General features: G+C 69.8%; 2 protein-coding genes. Both read left to right on the top strand.

Translation table 11 applies throughout. The annotated features are described in order from the left end of the window. Nucleotide 1 precedes the first annotated feature (1 nt). Nucleotides 2–12,943 carry a non-ribosomal peptide synthase/polyketide synthase gene (locus G3N92_RS00010; RefSeq protein ID WP_206125389.1) on the top strand — a complete coding sequence of 4,314 codons (12,942 nt, stop codon included), beginning with the start codon at nucleotides 2–4 and terminating at the stop codon, nucleotides 12,941–12,943. 5 nt (nucleotides 12,944–12,948) lie between these two features. Next, nucleotides 12,949–17,688 (top strand): non-ribosomal peptide synthetase (locus G3N92_RS00005; protein ID WP_206125388.1); only part of this gene is annotated, 4,740 nt, incomplete at its 3' end.

Here is a 17,688-nt window from a genome sequence, read left to right as displayed (position 1 = left end):
CATGACGACCCGAATCCTTCCGCCGACGCTGGACGCGGCCCCCACCATGGCCGCGCGTCTGGCGCTGCTGGCCGCCACGCGGGCCGACGATCGCGCCCTGGTGCAGGTCGATGCCGACGGCGATACGCCGTTCTCGTATGCGCAACTGCACCGGCGCGCCGGCGGCGTGGCGGCGGTGCTGGCCGCGCATCCGGGCCAGCGCGTGCTGCTGCTGCTCGATAGCGGCATCGATTACGTGGCCGGCTTCTTCGGCTGCCTGTACGCGGGTGCGATCGCGGTGCCGGCATTCCCGCCCGAATCGGCGCGCGAGCAGCATCTGGCGCGGCTGCGCTCGATCGCCGACGACGCCGAAGCGGCCGTGGTGCTGACTTCGTCCGCCGTGCTCGCGAAGCTCGGCGACGCGATCGCGTCGATCGCCGGCGCGGCCTCGATCGTCGCCGTGGATACGCTGGGCGAAGCGGCCGACGCCATGCCGGCGGCAGCCGGCCTGCAAGCGGAGACGGTCGCGTTTCTCCAATACACGTCGGGGTCGACGTCCGCGCCCAAGGGCGTGATCGTCACCAACGGCAACCTGTGGGCCAACGAGATCGCGATTCAGGACGGCCTCGGCGTCGGGCCGGATGACACGTTCGTCAGCTGGCTGCCGCTGTTCCACGACATGGGCCTGATCGGCGGGATGCTGCAGCCGATTTTCAGCGGCATTCCGCTGGTGCTGATGTCGCCGCAGTTCTTCCTCGAGCGGCCGGTGCGCTGGCTCGACGCGATCACGCGCCATCGCGGCACGATTTCGGGCGGCCCCGACTTCTCGTACCGGCTGTGCTGCGACCGCGTGCGCGACGCACAGGCGGCCGGCCTCGATCTGTCGAGCTGGCGCGTGGCGTTTTCGGGCTCGGAGCCGGTGCGCCGCGACACGCTCGACGATTTCGTCGAGCAGTTCGCGCCGCGCGGCTTCGCCTCGGGCGCGGTGTATCCGTGCTACGGGCTGGCCGAAGCGACGCTGTTCGTGACCGGCGTGGTGCGCGGCGCGGGCATGACGGTCAGCGCGTTCGACAGCGCGCGGCTCGCGCTGGGCGAGGCGGTGGCGCTGGGCGCGGACGCGCCGGACGACGCGGTCACGCCGCTGGTGGGCTGCGGCGCGACGGTCGAGGCGCACACGGTGCGGCTGGTCGGCGAGGACGGCCAGACCGTCCTGCCCGACGGCCGCGTCGGCGAGATCTGGGCCTGCGGCCCGAGCATCGCGCAAGGCTACTGGAACAACGCGGCCGCCACCGACGCCACGTTCGTCGCGCGCGACGGCGAGCGCTGGCTGCGCACCGGCGATCTCGGCCTGCGCGTCGACGGCCAACTGTACGTGGTCGGCCGCAAGAAGGACATGATCATCGTGCGCGGCCAGAACCTGTTCCCCGAGGACATCGAGCGCGCGATCGAACGCGAGCTCGATCTGGTGCGCAAGGGGCGCATCAGCGCGTTCGGCACCGATCGAGGCGGTCGTGAAGGCGTCGGCGTGGCCGTCGAGATTTCGCGCGGCACGCAGAAGCTGGTGGAGCCGGCGAAGATCGTCGCCGCGCTGAACGAGGTGGTGAGCCTCGCCTGCGGCGAGCCGCTGGCGGTGGCCGTGCTGCTGAACCCGGGCGCCTTGCCGAAAACCTCGAGCGGCAAGCTGCAACGCGCGGCCACGCGGCTCGGCTGGCGCGACGGCACGCTCGATGCCTATGCGGTCAGCGAATACGGGCGCTTCGTCGTCGGCGATGCCCCGGCCGCCACGCCCGCCGATGCGCAAGCGGCGCCGGCCGGCGAACTGGAAACGGCGCTCGCGGCGATCTGGCAGGACGTGCTCGGTTGTGCGCTGCCGCTGCGCACCGACAGCTTCCTCGCGCTCGGCGGCAACTCGCTGGCCGCCGTGCAGGTGGTGTCGCGCGTGCGCGAAACCTGGGGCGTGCCGTACGACGCGATCAGCCTGTTCGAACAGCCGCGCCTCGACCGCGCGGCCGCGGCGATCGCGGCGTTGCTGGCGGGTGGGGCGCAGCCGGTGGCGCCGGCCGGGCGTATCGATGCCCGCGATCCGGCCGCGCCGCTCGCGCTGTCGCATGCCCAGCAGCGGCAATGGTTCCTGTGGAATCTCGACCGGCACAGCAGCGCCTATCACATCGACGGCGCGCTGACGCTGCGCGGCGCGCTCGATGTCGCCGCGCTGCACGCCAGCTTCGACGCCATCGCCGCGCGCCACGAATCGCTGCGCACGCGCTTCGTGGCCGACGCGCAGGGCGACGCCGTGCAGGTGATCGATCCGTTGACGAGCGTGGATTTCCGCGAGGCCGATTTCGCGGCGTCGGGGGCCGGTGAAGCCGGCGCGGACGCCTGGGCCGACGCCCTGGTGGCCGAGCCGTTCGACCTGACGGCCGGCAAGCTGCTGCGCGTCGGCATCGCGCGGCTCGCGGACGACGCGCACCGTCTGGTGCTGGTCATGCATCACATCGTGTCGGACGGCTGGTCGGTCGGCGTGCTGCTGCGCGAGTTGGCCGACGGCTATCGTGCGCGGGTAGAAGGCGGCGTTGCCGAGGCGGCCGCGCTGCCGGTGCAATACGCCGATTACGCGGCGTGGCAACGCCGCTGGCTCGCCGCGGGCGAGGAAGCGCGGCAATTGGCTTACTGGCGCGAGCGGCTCGGCGGCGAGCAGCCGGTGCTGGCGCTGCCGGCCGATCGGCCGCGTCAGGCGGTCGGCGCCTACCGTGCGGCGCGCTTGGCGCTGCCGATCCCCGCCGGGCTCGCGTTGGCGCTACGCGGTGTCGCGCACGCGCGCCACGCCACGCTGTTCATGACGCTGCTGGCCGGGTTCGATGCGCTGCTGCACCGTTATACGGGCGAAGCCGAGATCCGCGTCGGCGTGCCGGTGGCGAACCGCAATCGCGTCGAGATCGAAGGGCTGATCGGCTTCTTCGTCAATACGCAGGTGCTGAAGGCCGATATCGATCGGACGACCACGCTCGGTGGGCTGCTCGACCAGGTGCGCCGGCATGCGCTGGAAGCGCAGGCGCATCAGGATCTGCCGTTCGACGTGCTGGTGGACGCGCTGCAACCGGAGCGCAGCCTGAGCCATACGCCGCTGTTCCAGGTGGCGTTCAATCATCTCGCGCAGGATCCGGGCGTGCTCGGCGCGATGCCGGGCTTGTCGATCGAGCGTCACGCGCTCGGCGAAGGCGCGGCGCAGTTCGAATTGATGCTGGAAACGCAGGAGGCCGCCGACGGCTCGCTGGTCGCGACGCTGCGCTACGCGCGCGAGCTGTTCGACGCGGACACGATGGCGCGTTTCGGGCGGCATTATCTGCGGATGCTCGAGGCGCTGACGCACGATTTGCAGGCCGGTGTCGATGCCGTGCCACTGCTCGACGAGCACGACCAGCGCGATGTGCTGGCGCTGAGCCGGGTGGATCGGACGTATGCGGAGCAGCGGCCGGTGCACGAAGTGATCCGTGCGCAGGTCGAGGCGACGCCCGATGCGGTGGCGGTGGAATTCGGTGCCGATAATTTGACGTATCGCGAGCTGGATGCGCGGGTGAATCGCCTGGCGCATCGGTTGATGTCGCTCGGCGTGGGTGTCGAGACGCGTGTGGGTATCGCGGTCGAGCGCTCGGTCGAGATGGTGGTGGGGCTGCTGGCGATCCTGAAGGCGGGCGGGGCGTATGTGCCCTTGGATCCGGAATATCCGCAAGATCGTCTGGCCTACATGATCGAGGACAGTGGCGTGGCGCTGCTGCTGACGCAAAGCCACGTGCGTGCATCGCTGCCGATTCCGGCAGGCTTGAGCGCGCTGGATCTCGATACGCTGGATTTGTCGTCTGAGTCGGACAAGGATCCGGGCGTGGCGGTCGATGTCGAGAACGCGGCGTACGTGATCTACACGTCGGGTTCGACGGGGCGGCCGAAAGGCGCGGTGAACCGTCATGTTGCGCTGACGAATCGCATCGTCTGGATGCAGGACGCCTACCAGCTCGATGCAACGGATACGGTGCTGCAAAAGACACCGTTCAGCTTCGACGTATCGGTGTGGGAGTTCTTCTGGCCGCTGATGGTTGGCGCGAAGCTGGCGGTCGCCAAACCGGGCGATCACCGCGATCCGGCCCGTCTGGTGGAGTTGATCCAAAAGCACGACGTAACGACGCTGCACTTCGTGCCGCCGATGCTGCAAGCGTTCGTGGCACACGATGACGCAGCGCGTTGCACGGGGCTGAAGCGCATTGTGTGCAGCGGCGAGGCCTTGCCTGCCGAACTGGCGAACCGCGCGCTGGCCTTGTTGCCGAACGTGGGCGTATTCAACCTGTACGGCCCGACCGAAGCGGCGATCGACGTCACGCACTGGACGTGTGTGGCCGGTGCCGACAACGTGCCGATCGGCCGCCCGATCGCCAACATCCAGACGTACGTGCTGGACGACGCGCTGAATCTGGCGCCGCGTGGCGTGGCCGGCGAGCTTTACCTCGGCGGCGTGGGTTTGGCCCGAGGCTACCTGAACCGTCCGGGCCTGACGGCGGAACGCTTCGTCGCCGATCCGTTCGGCACTAACGGCGAACGCCTGTACCGCACGGGCGACCTGGCGCGCTGGAATGCCGATGGCGCACTGGAATACCTGGGCCGAATCGATCACCAGGTGAAGATCCGCGGCTTCCGCATCGAGCTGGGCGAAATCGAATCGCAACTGACGGCGCAAGCCGAGGTGCGCGAGGCGGTGGTGACGGCGCAAACCGGCGCGGGCGGTGCCCGTCTGATTGCTTACGTGACGGCAGCGGAAGGCGAAACGATCGACGTGCCGGCGCTGCGCGCGAAGCTTGGCGAAACGCTGCCGGATTACATGGTGCCGTCGGTACTGATGGTGCTGGACGCGATGCCGCTGAACCCGAACGGCAAGGTGGACCGCAAGCTGCTGCCGAAGCCGGAAGCGGAATCGGCGGTGGCCTATGCCGCACCGGAAGGCGACGCCGAACAGGCGCTGGCGACGCTCTGGTCAGACGTGTTGGGCGTAGCGCAAGTCGGCCGTCACGACAATTTCTTCGAACTGGGCGGCGATTCGATCCTGAGCCTGAAGGTGGTGGCCCGCGCCTCGGCCGCCGGCCTGACGATCACGCCGCGTCAGGTGTTCGAGCGCCAGACCGTTGCCGGTCTGGCGGAGCTGGCTCGGCCGCAGCCCGGCGCGTCGTCGCTGCCACCGTTGCTGGCCGTGCCACGCGATGCGGCGCTGCCGCTGTCGTACGCGCAGCAGCGTTTGTGGTTCCTGTGGAACCTGTATCCGCACAGCACCGCTTATCACGTCGCCGGCGGCCTGACGCTGAAGGGCGAAGCCGATCCGGACGCGCTGCGCGCCAGCCTCGCGGCGATCGTCGCGCGTCACGAGCCGCTGCGCACCACGTTCGCGGCGAACGCGGACGGCTCCGCGCGCCAGATCGTCCATGCGCAGCTCGATTACGCCTGTCGCGACATCGATCTGCGCGACCGGCCGGACGCGCGCGAGGCTGCCCGCGCCTGGGCGGCCGAACTGGCCGCCGAACCGTTCGACCTGCTGAACGGGCCGCTGCTGAAGGCGGGTATCGCCCGCGTGGCCGACGGCGAGCACTGGCTGGCGATCTCGATGCACCACATCGTGTCGGACGGCTGGTCGATCGGCGTGCTGCTCGACGAGCTGCTGGGCGGCTATCGCGCGCGCCTGAACGGCGATGCCGCGGCGTTGCCGGCGCTGGCGATCCAGTACGCCGACTATGCCGTCTGGCAGCGCACGCTGCTCGACGCGGGCGAGCGCGCACGGCAGCTGGCCTACTGGCGCGACCAGCTCGGGCACGACGATCATGTGCTCTCGCTGCCGGCCGACCGGCCGCGCGGCGCGCTGGCCAGCTACCGCGCGCAGGCCTTGCCGATCGCGCTGCCGGCCGGCGTGGGCGAGCGGGTTCGCCGCTTCGCGCAACGGCACAACGCGACGCCGTTCATGGTGCTGCTGGCGGCGTTCGACGCGGTGCTGTACCGCCACAGCGGGCAGACCGATATCCGTGTCGGCGTGCCGATCGCCAATCGCGAGCGCCCCGAGATCGCGCCGTTGATCGGTTTCTTCGTCAACACGCAGGTGCTGCGGGCCGGCCTCGATGGCCAGACGCCGCTCGGTACGCTGCTGGCGCAGGTTCGCACCCATGCGCTCGACGCGCAGGCGCATCAGGATCTGCCGTTCGACGTGCTGGTGGATGCGCTGCAACCGGAGCGCAGCCTGAGCCATACGCCGCTGTTCCAGGTGATGTTCAATCACCAGAAGGACGACGCGCGTGCGCTGGCCGGATGGCCCGGCCTGCAGGTCGGCACGTTCGTGGCCGAGGGCGGCGAGGCGCAGTTCGAGCTGAAGCTCGATACGGTGGAGCGCGGCGATGGCGACTGGTCGGCGACGCTGACCTATGCCGGCGACCTGTTCGAGCGCGAGACGATCGAGCGGTTCGGTCGGCATTACGTGGCGATATTGACGCAATTGCTCGATGCGCCGGCGACGCGAGTCGGCGATGTCGCATTGCTCGACGAGCGCGAGCGCGGCGATCTGCTGGCGCTGAGCCGGGTGGATCGCACCTACGCGGAGCAGCGGCCGGTGCACGAAGTGATCCGTGCACAGGTCGAGGTGACGCCGGATGCGGTGGCGGTGGAATTCGGTTCCGAGGCATTGACGTACCGCGAGCTGGATGCGCGGGCGAATCGCCTGGCGCATCGGTTGATGTCGCTCGGCGTGGGTGTCGAGACGCGTGTGGGTATCGCGGTCGAGCGCTCGGTCGAGATGGTGGTGGGCTTGCTGGCGATCCTGAAGGCGGGCGGGGCGTATGTGCCGCTCGACCCGGAATATCCGCAAGATCGCCTCGCTTACATGATCGAGGACAGCGGCGTGGCGTTGTTGCTGACGCAAAGCCACGTGCGTGTGGCGCTGCCGATTCCGGCGGGTTTGAGCGCACTGGATCTCGATACGCTGGATCTGTCGTCGGAGTCGGACAAGGATCCGGGTGTTGCTGTCGATGTCGAGAATGCGGCGTACGTGATCTACACGTCGGGTTCGACGGGGCGGCCGAAGGGTGCAGTGAACCGTCATGTCGCGCTGACGAACCGGATCGTGTGGATGCAGGACGCCTATCGACTGGACGAGACGGATACGGTGCTGCAAAAGACGCCGTTCAGCTTCGACGTGTCGGTGTGGGAGTTCTTCTGGCCGCTGATGGTTGGCGCGAAGCTGGCGGTGGCGAAGCCGGGCGATCATCGCGATCCGGCCCGGCTGGTGGAGTTGATCCAGGCTCACGGCGTAACGACGCTGCATTTCGTGCCGCCGATGCTGCAAGCGTTCGTGGCGCACGACGGCTCGAGCCAATGCACTGGCTTGAAGCGAATCGTATGCAGCGGAGAGGCGTTGCCTGCCGAGTTGGCGAACCGCGCGCTGACCTTGCTGCCGAACGTGGGCGTATTCAACCTGTACGGCCCGACCGAAGCGGCGATCGACGTCACGCACTGGACGTGTGTGGCAGGCGCGGACAACGTGCCGATTGGCCGCCCGATCGCGAATATTCAGACGTACGTGCTGGACGATGCGCTGAATCTGGTGCCGCGTGGCGTGGCCGGCGAGCTTTACCTCGGCGGTGTGGGTTTGGCCCGAGGCTACCTGAACCGTCCGGGCCTGACGGCGGAGCGCTTCGTCGCCGACCCGTTCGGTACTAACGGCGAACGCCTGTACCGCACGGGCGACCTGGCGCGCTGGAATGCCGCTGGCGCACTGGAATACCTGGGCCGGATCGATCACCAGGTGAAGATCCGCGGCTTCCGCATCGAACTGGGCGAAATCGAATCGCAACTGACGGCGCAAGCCAAGGTGCGCGAGGCGGTGGTGACGGCGCAAACCGGCGCGGGCGGCGCCCGCCTGATCGGTTATGTGACGGCAGCGGAGGGTGAAACGATCGACGTGCCGGCGCTGCGCGCGAAGCTTGGCGAAACGCTGCCGGATTACATGGTGCCGTCGGTACTGATGGTGCTGGAAGCGCTGCCGCTGAACCCGAACGGGAAGGTGGATCGCAAGCTGCTGCCGAAGCCGGAAGCGGAATCGGCGGTGGCCTACGCCGCACCGGAAGGCGACGCCGAACAGGCGCTGGCGGCGCTTTGGGCGGATGTGCTGGGCGTGGCGCAAGTCGGCCGCCACGACAACTTCTTCGAACTGGGCGGCGATTCGATTCTGAGCCTGCAGATCGTGGCCCGCGCGCGCGAGGCAGGCTGGAAGGTCACGCCGCGTCAGGTGTTCGAGCGCCAGACCATTGCGCTGCTGGCTCAGGCCGCCCAGCGTGCGACGCCTGCGGCGACGCAGGCCGACGTCGAACAGGGCGAGGTCGCGCTGCTGCCGATCCAGCGCTGGTTCTTCGACGCGCCGGTGGCGAATCGTCATCACTGGAACCAGGCGGTGCTGCTCGAAGGCGAGCAGCCGCTCGATGCGGCTGCGTTGTCGACGGCGCTGGACACGCTGGTGGCGCATCACGGCGCGCTGCGCTTGCGCTTCGCCCAGGAGGCCAGCGGCGCGTGGCGGCAGTCGTACGGCATGCACGAATCCGCGGCCGCGCAGGCCGCGGTGTTGTGGGAGCGCGAGGCCGCCGATACGGCGCAGGCCGAGGCGCTGTGCGAGGCCGCCCAGGCCAGCCTGAACCTGCACGACGGCCCGCTGCTGCGCGCCTTGCTGATTCGCTTGCCGGCAGGCGCCTGGCGCCTGCTGCTGGTGGTTCACCATCTGGCCGTCGATGGCGTGTCCTGGCGCATTCTGCTCGACGATCTGCAATCGGCGTATGCGCAGGCGCGCGACGGCCACCGCATCGCGTTGCCGTCGAACGGCACGAGCTATCGGGCCTGGTCGGCGCGTCTCGCCGATCCCGCGATGCAGGAAGCGGCCGCGGCCACGCTGCCTTACTGGCAGGCCGTGCTCGACACGCCCGCCGCGATTCCGGCCGATCGGCCGCTGGTCGCGAACACGGCCGGCGCGCAGCGGATCGACTCGGTCGCGCTGACGCCGGAGGCCACGCGGGCGCTGCTGCAGGAAGTCCCGGCGGCTTACCGCACCCAGATCAACGACGTGCTGCTGACCGCGCTGGGGCGTGCCCTGAGCGCATGGGCGGGCACCGACACGATCCGTGTCGATCTCGAGGGCCATGGCCGCGAGGATCTGTTCGACGACGTCGATCTGAGCCGTACCGTCGGCTGGTTCACGAGCCTGTATCCGGTGACGCTCGACGCGCTCGGCGAGCCGGGCGCCGCGTTGAAGCGCGTGAAGGAAGCGTTGCGCGCGGTGCCGCAACGCGGGCTGAGCTTCGGCCTGCTCAAGTATCGCGGCACCGCGGCGCAACGCGCGGCGCTGTCGGCGGCCGAGTCGTCGACGGTGGTGTTCAACTACCTGGGCCAGCTCGACCGCGCCGTCGCCTCGGACTGGCGGCTGTCCGCGGAGCCTGTCGGCCCGATGCGCGATGCCGCCTCACCCGCGATGCACGCGCTCAACATCGACGCCCGCATCGACGGCGGCGCGCTGCATGTCGACTTCACCTATCGTGGCGAGCGTTTCTCCGACGTCGCGATCCAGCGCCTTGCCGGATCGTTGCGCGACGAACTGGTCGCGCTGATCGCGCATTGCACGAGCGGCGCATCCGGGGTCACGCCGTCGGACTTTCCGTTGACCACGCTGACCCAGGCGGCGCTCGACGCGCTGCCGATTTCCGTTGCCGCGATCGAGGACCTGTATCCGCTGTCGCCGATGCAGGCCGGCATGGTGTTCCATACGCTGACCGCGCGGAGCGGCGGCGAGTACGTCACGCAATTGCGCGTCGACGTGGCCGGCGTGGACCCGGTGCGCTTCGAGGCAGCCTGGCAAGCGGCCAGCGCGCGCCATCCGGCCCTGCGCAGTGCCTTCGTGCCAGCGGAAACCGGATGGCTGCAATGGGTCGCGCGCGAGGCGACGGTGCCGTTCGCGCATCTCGACTGGCGCGATCGCACGCACGACGATGCGACGCTGCGCGCGTTCGCCGATGCGGAGCTGGCCCGCGGCTTCGACCTGGCGGTGCCGCCCTTGCAGCGCGTCGCGCTGATCGCGACCGGCGAGCATCGACACCATCTGGTGTGGACGCATCATCACGCATTGATCGACGGCTGGAGCGTGGCGCAATTGCTGGCCGAGGTGCTGCGCCTGCACGCCGGCGACCGTCTTCCGGCGCCGGCCGGCCGCTACCGCGATTATCTGGACTGGCTCGCGCAACGCAATGCGCAGGCCGCGCAAGCGTTCTGGCGTGGCCGTCTGGCCGAGCTGTCCGCACCGACGCGCGTGACCGGCGCTCAGGCCGGGCGAGCCGACGGCGTGCGCCGTGCCATCACGCAGACCGTGCTGCTCGACGCATCGCTGACTGCGCGCATCGGCGCCTTCGCACGTAGCGAGCGCGTGACGGTCAATACGGTGTTCCAGGCGGCCTGGGCGCTGCTGCTGCGCGGCATCACCGGGCAGAGCCCGGTGGTGTTCGGAGCGACCGTAGCCGGCCGTCCCGACGATTTGCCCGAGGCGGGCGCGATCGTCGGCCTGTTCATCAACACGATCCCGGTCGTGGCCCGCCCGCTCGGTGCGCAGACCGTGGGCGACTGGCTGCGCGAGCTGCAGGCCGATGCCGTCGCCTCGCACGAGCACGCCCATGCGCCGCTGCACGAGATCCAGCGATGGGCCGGATCGGCCGTGGACGGCCTGTTCGATACCTTGCTGGTGTTCGAGAACTACCCGATCGATGCGGTGCTGACCGACGGTTCGCGGACCGGCCTCGAATTCGGCGTGCCGCAGGCGCGCGACGAGACGAACTATCCGCTGACGGTGTCGATCACGCTCGGCGAGCGCATGCGGCTCGATTACACGCATGCATCCGACCTGCTCGAGACGCGGACGGTGGCGGCCTGGGCCGAGCGGACGCGGATCCTGCTCGACGCGCTGACGCGCGACGCGGCGCGCGCCGTCGGCACGATCGAGCTGGCCGATGTCGCCGAGCGTCGCGCCTTGCTGGCGCTGAGCGGAAACGGCATCGCCGACGATCTCGCCAGGCTCGATGCAACCCCGGTACACGAGCGGATCGCCGCGCGCGCGCGCCAGACCCCCGACGCAATCGCCGTGGTGCACGGCGAGCGCTCGCTCGCTTACGGCGAGCTCGACGCGCTGGCGAACCGCCTCGCGCACCGTCTCGCGAAGCACGGCGTGGGGCCGGACGTGTCGGTCGGGATTGCGGTCGAACGCTCGATCGAGATGGTGGTCGGCATCCTGGCCACGCTGAAGGCCGGTGGCGCGTACGTGCCGCTCGATCCCGACTATCCTGCCGACCGGCTCGCCTACATGATCGAGGACAGCCGGATCGGGCTGATCCTGTCGCAGCGTTCGGTACAGGCGCGCTTGCCGGCGGCGGCGCAGGCCTCCGTGCTCGATCTCGATACGCTCGACCTGTCGTCCGAGCCGGACTCGGCGCCCGCCACGGCCACGGCCGTCGACGCCGCCAATCTCGCCTATGTGATCTACACCTCGGGCTCGACCGGGCGGCCGAAGGGCGTCGGCCTGCCGCACGGCGCCTTTGCGCGGCACGTAAGCGTCGCGATCGGCATGTTCGATCTCACGCACGACGATCGCGTGCTGCAGTTCTCGACGCTGAACTTCGATGGTTTTGTCGAACAGCTGTTTCCGGCCTTGAGCGTCGGTGCCTGCGTGGTGTTGCGAGGCCCCGAGCTATGGGACGGCGCGGTGTTTCGCGAGCAGGTGATTCGTCATGCGATCAGCGTGGCGGACGTCACCACCGCGTACTGGCAACTGCTGGTCCAGGACCTCGAAAGCGGTCGCCTGCCGGATCTGGGCGGCCTGCGCCGGCTGCACGCCGGTGGCGAGGCCATGTCGCCGCAGACGCTGCATCGCTGGCATCGCCTGCCGGCCGGGGCGATCGCGCTGGCGAACACCTACGGGCCAACCGAAGCCGCGGTGACGGCGACGCTGCAGGACTGCTCGACGCCGGCACCCGATGGCGCGCGCCTCGCGACGGTGCCGATCGGCCGCCCGCTCGGCGGCCGGCAGATTCATCTGCTCGACGCCGCGTTCTCGATGGTGCCGCCTGGTGCGATCGGCGAGCTGTGCATCGGCGGCGAACTGCTGGCTCGCGGCTATCTGAATCGTCCTGGCCTGACCGCCGAGCGGTTCGTGCCCGATCCGTTCAATGCCGGCGCACGCCTGTACCGGACCGGCGATCTCGCGCGCTGGAACGCGCAGGGCGAGCTGGAATACCTGGGCCGCATCGATCACCAGGTGAAGGTGCGCGGCTTCCGTATCGAACTCGGCGAGATCGATACGCAACTGCTGGCGCAAGCCGGGGTGCGCGAGGCGATCACGATCGCCGAAGCGCGTCCGTCCGGCACGCGGCTGGTCGCCTACGTCTCGCCGCAGGCCGGGCAACGGCTCGACGCCGCCGCGCTGCGCGACGGGCTGGCCGCCGCGATGCCCGATTACATGGTGCCGTCGGTGATCGTGGTACTCGACGCGTTGCCGCTGAACCCGAACGGCAAGATCGACCGTCGCGCGCTGCCCGATGCCGGGCAGGAGGTGCCGCGCGAGGCCGAACCGCCGCAGGGCGAGCACGAAATCGCGATCGCCGCGATCTGGCAGGACGTGCTCGAGATGGATCGCGTGGGGCGCCACGACAATTTCTTCGCGTTGGGCGGCCATTCGTTGCTCGCGATGCAGCTGGTCGCTCGCATCAATCATCAATTCAAACTGGATATGCCCGTCGAGAACGTCTTCACGGCCAGCACGCTGCAACGGCTGGCCGCGGATGTCGCGGCCGCACAGCCGACGAACGCCGCGATTGACGACCGGCTCGACGCGCTGTCGTCGTTCCTCGACGTGCTCGAGGGCTAATGAACATGGATCAGGCACTTGCACTGAAGATCGCGACGCGTTTCGTCGCCTTGCCCGCGCACGAGCGGCGCCTGTTCGCCGACAAGATGCGCGAACAGGGCGTGAGCGCCGCGCAATTGCCCATTCCGGTCGCGGCTCACGAAGGCGGCCTGCCGCTGTCGAGCGCGCAGCAGCGGCAATGGTTTCTCTGGAATCTGCAGCCGGACAGCCGCGCCTATCACATCGACGGCGCGCTGACCCTCAGCGGCACGCTCGACGTCGACGCGCTGCGCGGCAGTTTCGACGCGATCGTCGCGCGTCACGCCGCATTGCGCACCACGTTTCGCGCCGGCGAGGACGGTCAGGCGCTGCAGCACGTCGATCCGCTGGGCCGCTACGACTTTCGCGCGGCGGACCTGATCGATCGCGACGATGCCGACGAGGCGGCACGCAGCTGGGCGCGCGCGCTCGCGGCGGAACCGTTCGATCTCGGCGCCGGGCCGCTGCTGCGTATCGGGCTGGCGAAGCTGGCCGACGATCGGCACCTGCTCGTGGTGGTGATGCACCACATCGTGTCGGACGGCTGGTCGGTCGGCGTGCTGCTGCGCGAGTTTTCGGTCGGCTACCGTGCCCGGGCGACCGGGGCGACCGCCGCCGAGGTTCTGCCCGCGCTGCCGATTCAATATCCGGATTACGCGCGCTGGCAACGCTGCTGGCTCGAGGCGGGCGAGCAGGACCGTCAACTGGCCTGCTGGCGAGCGCGGCTCGGCGGCCCGCAGCCGGTACTGGCACTGCCGGCCGATCATCCGCGCGCCGCAGTGGGTGCCTATCACGCGGCCAGCGCGCCGATCGGCTTGTCCGACGAGACGGTCGACATCGTGCGACGGGTGGCGCGCGAGCAGGGCGCGACGTCGTTCATGCTGCTGCTCGCGGCGTTTCATGCCTTGCTGCATCGCTATACGGGCGAGCCCGACCTGCGCGTCGGCGTTCCCGTCGCCAACCGCAGCCGGCTCGAAACCGAGCCGCTGATCGGGTTCTTCGTCAATACCCAGGTGCTGCGCGCCGATCTCGACGGACGCACCACGCTGGCCGCACTGCTGGCCCAGACCAGGGATCGCGTGCTGGAGGCGCAGGCGCATCAGGACGTGCCGTTCGACATGCTGGTGGAAGCCTTGCAGCCGGAGCGCAGCCTGAGCCACACGCCGCTGTTCCAGGTGATGTTCAACCACCAGCGCAGCGATGTGCGCGCGCTTGATCCACTGCCCGGTCTCGCGATCGACGTCCGCGAGATCGAGGCGCGTGCCGCTCAGTTCGAACTCGTGCTCGAAACCGAGGAGGGCCCCGACGGCGACCTCTCGGCGCGGTTGGTCTACGCGCGAGAGCTGTTCGACGCGGCGACGATGCTGCGCTTCGGCCGCCAGTTCGCACGCATGCTGACCGCGTTCGGCGGCGACCTGCAGCGTGGCGTCGGCGTCGTCGATCTGCTCGACGACGCCGAGCGCGCGGCACAACGCGTCATGGGCTGCAACGCCGGCGCATTCGGCGAGACGCGGGCCGTGCACGAGCTGATCGGCGCACAGGCGGCTGCGACGCCCGATGCGCTGGCGCTCGTCTGCGGCGACACGGCACTCGACTACCGGGAACTGGATCGCCGCGCGAACCGTCTTGCCCATCGCCTCGTCGCGCTCGGCGTCGGCCCGGAAACCCGGGTGGGGATCGCCGTCGAGCGCTCGGTCGGCATGGTGGTGGGCCTGCTGGCGGTCCTGAAGGCCGGCGGGGCTTACGTGCCGCTCGATCCCGACTATCCGCGCGATCGCATCGATACCATGATCGAGGACAGCGGCCTCGCGCTGCTGCTGAGCCAGGCGCGCGTGCTGGAACGTCTCGCCGTGCCGGCCGGCGTCGTCGTGCTGGATCTCGATGCCTGCGACACGTCGGCCGAGCCTGTCACGGCGCCGGCCGTCGCCACGCATGGCGAAGGGATCGCCTACATGATCTACACGTCGGGCTCGACCGGTCGACCGAAAGGCGTGATGGTGCGTCACGCCGCCCTGACGAACTTCCTGCTGAGCACGCGGCGCGAGCCGGGCCTGACGTCGGCGGATCGGCTGGTCGCCGTGACCTCGCTGTCCTTCGACATTGCCGCGCTCGAGCTGTATCTGCCGCTGATGTCGGGCGCCTGCGTGATCGTCGCGAGCCGTGAGGCGGCCCGCGACGGCCGCGAGCTGGCGCGGCTGCTGCACGACAGCGCCGCCACCGCCTTGCAGTCGACCCCGTCGACCTGGCGCATGCTGCTCGACAGCGGCTGGCCTGGCGCGCCGCTGAAGGGCCTGTGCGGCGGCGAGGCGCTGCCGCCCGATCTGGCGCGCGCGGTGCGCGAGGCAGGCGTCGAGCTCTGGAACATGTACGGACCGACCGAAACCACGATCTGGTCGTCGGCCCAGCGCGTCGACGGGCCCGTCTCGCTGGGGCAGCCGCTTGCGTCGACGCAACTGCGGGTGCTCGACGACGCCATGGATCTGGCGCCGCTCGGCACGGCCGGCGAGCTGTATATCGGAGGCGCGGGCGTGGCGCGCGGCTACTGGCGGCGTGCGGCATTGAGCGCCGAGCGCTTCGTGCCCGATCCGTTCTCGGCGAACGGCGAGCGCCTGTATCGCACGGGCGATCTGGTGCGCTGGACCCGCAACGGTACGCTCGAGTATCTCGGCCGGATCGATCATCAGGTCAAGATTCGCGGGTTCCGGATCGAGCTCGGCGAAATCGACGCGCTGCTGGCCGCGCAACCGGGCGTGCGCGAATCGGTCGTCAGCGCGGTGCAGGGGCCGACCGGCACGCGACTCGTTGCCCACCTGAGCGCGCGCGAGGGCCGGGCGCTCGATACGGCGGCGCTGCGCGAGGCGCTCGCCGCGAGCTTGCCCGACTATATGGTCCCGGCCGCGTTCGTGGTGCTCGATGCGCTGCCGCAGACCCCGAACGGCAAGATCGACCGCCGTGCCTTGCCGGCGCCGGTGTTCGAATCGGTCGGCCACGCCGCTCCGGAGGGCCCGACCGAGGTCGCATTGGCCGCCATCTGGTGCGACGTGCTGCAACTCGTGGCGGTGAGCCGCGACGACAATTTCTTCCGGCTCGGCGGTCATTCCCTGCAACTGATGCAGGTGGCGACGCGGGTCGAGCGCGATCTCGGGATCCGGCTGGCGTTGCGCACGCTGTTCGATCGGCCGGTGCTGATGGCGCTCGCCAGCGAGATCGATGCCGTGCGGACTGGCGCGAACCAGGGGGCTTCCGCCGCCTTGCCCGCGTGGCCGTCGCTGCGCGCCGGCGCGACCGATGCGCCGATCCGGCTCGCGCCCTCGCAGCTCCGCCTGTGGACCGCCGACCGGCTGGCCGGCCCGGCCGGCGCGGCGGCCTACAACATGAGCGTGGCGGTGCGCCTGAGCGGCGAATTGCAGGTGCCGCATGTGGCACGCACGCTCGCGGCGCTCGCCGCGCGGCACGAGGTGCTGCGCACCGTCTATCCGTCCGGCGCCGACGGCGAGCCGGTGGCGGTCGTGCACGACGCCGGCGATGTCGCGGTCGAGCAGATCGACCTGACGGGCGTCGCGCCCGAGGCGCGCGCCGAGGCAGTCGAGTGCACCGTTCGCGCGCTCGGCGCCCGCGCGATCGATATTGCGGCCGGTCCGATCTTCGACGCCGCGCTGATCCGCTGCGACGCGCGCGAGCACGTCCTCGTGTTCACGGTCCATCACATTGCCTCGGACGGCTGGTCGATGGGCGTGCTGACGCGCGACTTTTCCGCTCTTTACCGCACCGTGTCGCACGGCGAGCCGGCCCCGGCGCCGCTGCCGCTGCGCTACGCCGATTACGCCGCCTGGCAGCATGCCTTGCTGAGCGGCCCCGCGCTCGAACCGCTGCGAGCGTTCTGGCGCGATGCCTTGCACGGGCTTCCCGGCGATCCGCCGTTCACGCCGGATCTGCCGCGTCCGGCTGCGCCGTCTCACGACGGTGCCACGCTGCGCCTCGTGCTCGACGCGCCGCTGCGCGCGAATATCGAGCGGCTGGCGGCCCGCCTGAACGCGACCGCCTACACGGTACTGCTCGCCAGCTTCCAGCTGTTCGTGCACCGCAGGACCGGCGCACCCGATATCGCGATCGGCACCGACGTGGCCGGCCGGCCGCTCGCCGAGCTGCATGATCTGATCGGCTTTTTCGTCAACGTGGTGCCGGTGCGTTCGCGCCTCGGCGCCGACGCGCTCGCCGCCAGCTTCGGCGACCGTGTGACCCAGGTGCGTGATCAATCCCTGCAGGCGTTCGAGCACGAGGCGTTGCCGTTCGACCAGATCGCCGACGCCGCGCAGGTGCCGCGCGACCGTCGCTGGAACCCGCTCGTTCAATTGCTGTTCGTGATGCAGAACGCGCCGTTGCCGGATCTCGACTTGCCTGGCCTGGGCGTCAGCCCCGCCTCGGTCGCGCCCACCCACTCGAAGTTCGACATGGCGCTGTTCGTGTCGGCCGAACGCGATACCTGGCAGATCGACTGGGTCTATGCCACGGCCTTGTTCCGGCGCTCGACCATCGACACTTTCGCCAGATCCTGGCAAGCATTACTGGAGGAACTCGTGAACCATCCCGATACCCCGCTCGCTGCCGCGTTCGACGCGGCCGATGCGAAGTCTGCCGCCCCGGCCGCCATCGGCGCGGCGGGCGCGAATCCTGCCGCCGCCTCCGCGGCCGGCAAGCTCAAGGGCCTGGCCGCGCGCAAGCGCCCG

The organism is Burkholderia sp. Ac-20379, from assembly GCF_017104645.1.
In the GTDB taxonomy this organism is placed as follows: Bacteria; Pseudomonadota; Gammaproteobacteria; order Burkholderiales; family Burkholderiaceae; genus Burkholderia.
The sequence above is the reverse complement of the archived record's forward strand: the minus strand, read 5'-3'. Positions and strand labels throughout refer to the sequence as shown.